Raw genomic sequence first — 3,356 nt, forward strand, 5'->3', positions numbered from 1 at the left:
GCTTTACATTTAAAGTCCATGCCTTACCGTATGTCATATTATAAGTCTTAGTAACTGAAGAAGACTTTCCATCAGATTTTCTTGTAAAATTAATTACCGCTTCAACATCTTCACCAGCTTTATCTACTTTTAAATACCAAGGAGACTTGTTATCTTTAGTCCATAAGGCAGTTTTTAACTCTGCTTTCAATGCAATAGTTGTATATTCCACAGAATAATCCGTAAAGTATTCTGACATATCATCTGAAAAATTAACAATAACTTTTGCACATGTTGGAACACAAGAAACACTTACTGGCACATCATTACCATCAATATTAAATGAAGAAATTCCTTCCACATAAAAATTATCCTGAGAAGCATTTGAATCAATTCCATAAAAGGCTTTTAATTCGTATGAACCGTTATTTAATTCTATTTTTTCAGGAGCATCTTTATACAAAAACTCTTTTTTAATTTCAGAACTTCCTTTCTCAATAATTTGAACAGTATACTCTGCAGTATTACTATAATCTTCCTCATTTACTGTTCTAGATTGAAAGCCTGCATCAGAAGTTACATTCAAGATTAAACCTCCAACTCCATTTTTCATAACCGAATCTTTTTCTTCGGACACACATGATGTTGCCAAATATCCCATTGAAAACATCAACAAGAAATTCAAAAATATTTTTTTCATTTTGACAAATATAAATTAACTTTTTCACGTTGCAAAGTAACTGCTTTTAAACATATCCCGCAAGGTCAATTCTTGATCTTTTTGTTCCATTTTTAAAAAGCCTTTTTCCGCAAACGTCCATAGATAGTATATTTTTAAGATTTTATGTCCTTTTATATATATTTCAATTGGTCAATACTTCAAATTAGTATATATTTGTATCATATAAGTTCATACAAAAAACAACATTCAAAATGAAAAAGAACTATTGGCTTTCAGGATTGATACTACCATTATGCTTTATATCCTGCATACAGGAAGAGGCACTCAATGTAGAGGCTGCCATAGACGGCTGCAAGGGTTCGAACATCCAGCTCGTCTCCATCAATAACGAAAAGAAGGTAATTGAAATTTACGTACCGTCCGGTACTGACCTCTCACAGCAGGAACTAATATTCGAGCTTCCAGAAGGTGCAACAGTATCAACTGAGGACAAACAGCCGAATGATAATCCGCCATCATACGATTTCAGTTTACAGAACAACAGGAAATTCATCGTAACTTCTGAGGATAAGAGTACAAACGCCACTTACCAAATCAGTATAGTCACCATGGAATTACCTCTGCTGTATTCATTTGAAAATCTGGTTTCGACAGATCCATACCATATTATATATCTGAACGACCAGACCAAAATGCTGCAATGGGCAAGCGGTAATCCGGGATTCAAACTTACCGGAATGGGGAATAATGCAACAGACTACCCTAGCGTACAGGCATCGGACGGCAAAAAAGGATATTGCGTAAAACTAACAACTAGAGACACAGGAAGTTTCGGAAGTTTAGCAGGTATGCCTATAGCTCCCGGCAATCTGTTTATCGGCTCTTTCGATCTGTCAAATGCTCTTTCAAAACCACTTGAAGCCACACTATTCGGATATCCATTCACTAAAGTTCCTGCTAAAATGACGGGGTATTACAAGTACAAGGCAGGACCTCAAATGACTGATGCTGAAAAGAAACCTATTTCAGGAACGGACAAATTCGACATGTACGCAGTGATGTACGAAGCCGAAGAAAGCGATTTCTTCCTGAATGGAGAAAACTCACTGACGGACAAAAGCATAGTAAAACTGGCACGCATAAAGACAGATGACGCCAAGGAAACTGACGAATGGACCTACTTCGAAATACCGTTTGAAACAAGCGACGGAAAGACTATAGACAGCGAAAAGCTGAAAAACGGCAAGTACAAACTTGGCATAGTATTGTCGTCAAGCCTGGACGGAGCTTACTTCAAAGGCGCAGTAGGCAGCACTCTATACGTGGACGAACTGGAAATAGTATGTGAAACAAACAATTAAAACATATAGACAGCGATGAAAAGCAGAATTATAACGGTATTGGCATGCATTGTATGCTCATTACAGATATCATACTCCAGAACCGAAAATGATGATACTCATAAGGGACTGATATGGTCGTACCTGAACGGAATAAGTTATGATATAAGAGCCGGCATTAACATCGGAGGCTCATCACCTATCCCTCTGCCTCAGGAGATACGAAGTATTGAAAGCTATTCGCCCGGACTTGCCATCACAATAGAGGGTTATGCCACAAAATGGCTGAACAGAAAGCAGGATTTTGGTGTAAGCATAGGTCTGAGACTGGACAGCAAAAGCATGACAACAGACGCAACTGTAAAAAACTACGGAATGGCTATCATAAACGAAACTGGAGGCAAAGTGGAAGGACTATGGACAGGTAGTGTGAAGACCAAGTCGAAGATGTCCCTGCTGTCAGTACCCGTGCTTGGAGTTTACAAAATAAGCGAAAGATGGAAAGTGTCTGCCGGACCATATTTCTCATACCTGATGGACGGTGATTTTGATGGGAACGTGTACGAAGGACATCTGCGCTCTCCTGACGCTACAGGCTCAAAAATAGTTTTCGAAGGCGACAATATAGCCACTTACGATTTCTCGAATGAGTTGAGGAATTTCCAATGGGGGATACAGCTCGGAGGCGAATGGAAGGCTTATAAGCACCTGACCGTACATGCCGACCTGACTTGGGGACTTAACGATATATTCAAAAAGAATTTTGAGACTGTCACATTCTCCATGTATCCCATTTATCTGAACTTCGGATTCGGATATCATTTCTAAGGACAATAAAAAAAGGCTTCAGAATTCTGAAGCCTTTTCTGTTTTTCTTACTGTTTTATCATTTCTTCTCGCCTGTATATACTACATTTACAACCTGTTCCAATGTACCCAAAGTAGCTGTAATATCCATATTGATATTGATCTTACCACTACCGATAGTACCTGTAGCATCTACATCTGCTTTAAGCATATCTGTCTGCAACGATGTCTCACCTGCAAATTTATAGTTATCGCCATCTTCAACCAACTGACAGTCTTTCAGCTGAATATCACCGATAGGCATACCCATAAACGAAAAATCATTCAACGAAACAGTCACAGAATTATCACTTACTTTTGTCACTTCGATGTCCTGTGATACAGAAGGCAGTTCAGAACCACTGACACTAATTGTCAACTCACCTCCATAAGTACCAATAACTTCATCAGCCGCAGGAGTTTGCTGTGTTGTTTCTTCATCATCAGAGCATGAAGTAAATACTGTTGCTGTCATACCCATAACAGCGAACATGAATAAATAAATAAAC

At 38.5% G+C, this 3,356-nt stretch carries 4 protein-coding genes; 2 read left to right on the top strand and 2 right to left on the bottom strand.

Annotation, left to right across the window (positions count from 1 at the left end; translation table 11 throughout):
• The coding region (locus tag I6E24_RS15750) for a DUF4493 domain-containing protein (RefSeq protein ID WP_235329599.1) at nucleotides 1-679 on the bottom strand (679 nt) is incomplete at its 3' end.
• Between the two features lie 233 nt (nucleotides 680-912).
• Between I6E24_RS15750 and I6E24_RS15755 the strand changes: the two genes are divergently transcribed.
• Both I6E24_RS15755 and I6E24_RS15760 read left to right on the top strand, forming a co-directional pair.
• Nucleotides 913-2,022: a PCMD domain-containing protein gene (locus tag I6E24_RS15755; protein ID WP_235329601.1), complete on the top strand. Its 1,110-nt coding sequence runs from the start codon at nucleotides 913-915 to the stop codon at nucleotides 2,020-2,022.
• A gap of 15 nt (nucleotides 2,023-2,037) precedes the next feature.
• Nucleotides 2,038-2,829: a porin family protein gene (locus I6E24_RS15760; RefSeq protein WP_235329603.1), complete on the top strand. Its 792-nt coding sequence runs from the start codon at nucleotides 2,038-2,040 to the stop codon at nucleotides 2,827-2,829.
• A gap of 58 nt (nucleotides 2,830-2,887) precedes the next feature.
• Here the strand turns inward: I6E24_RS15760 and I6E24_RS15765 are convergent.
• Nucleotides 2,888-3,356 (bottom strand): calycin-like domain-containing protein (locus tag I6E24_RS15765; RefSeq protein ID WP_235329606.1); only part of this gene is annotated, 469 nt, incomplete at its 5' end.

This window comes from Bacteroides caecigallinarum (assembly GCF_021530995.1).
GTDB classification, from domain to species: Bacteria; Bacteroidota; Bacteroidia; order Bacteroidales; family Bacteroidaceae; genus Phocaeicola; species Phocaeicola faecigallinarum.

What these genes read in the sequence shown, in the direction of transcription:
- I6E24_RS15760 (WP_235329603.1), top strand. Translation starts at nt 2,038, where the DNA reads ATGAAAAGCAGAATTATAACGGTATTGGCATGCATTGTATGCTCATTA.
- I6E24_RS15755 (WP_235329601.1), top strand. Translation starts at nt 913, where the DNA reads ATGAAAAAGAACTATTGGCTTTCAGGATTGATACTACCATTATGCTTT.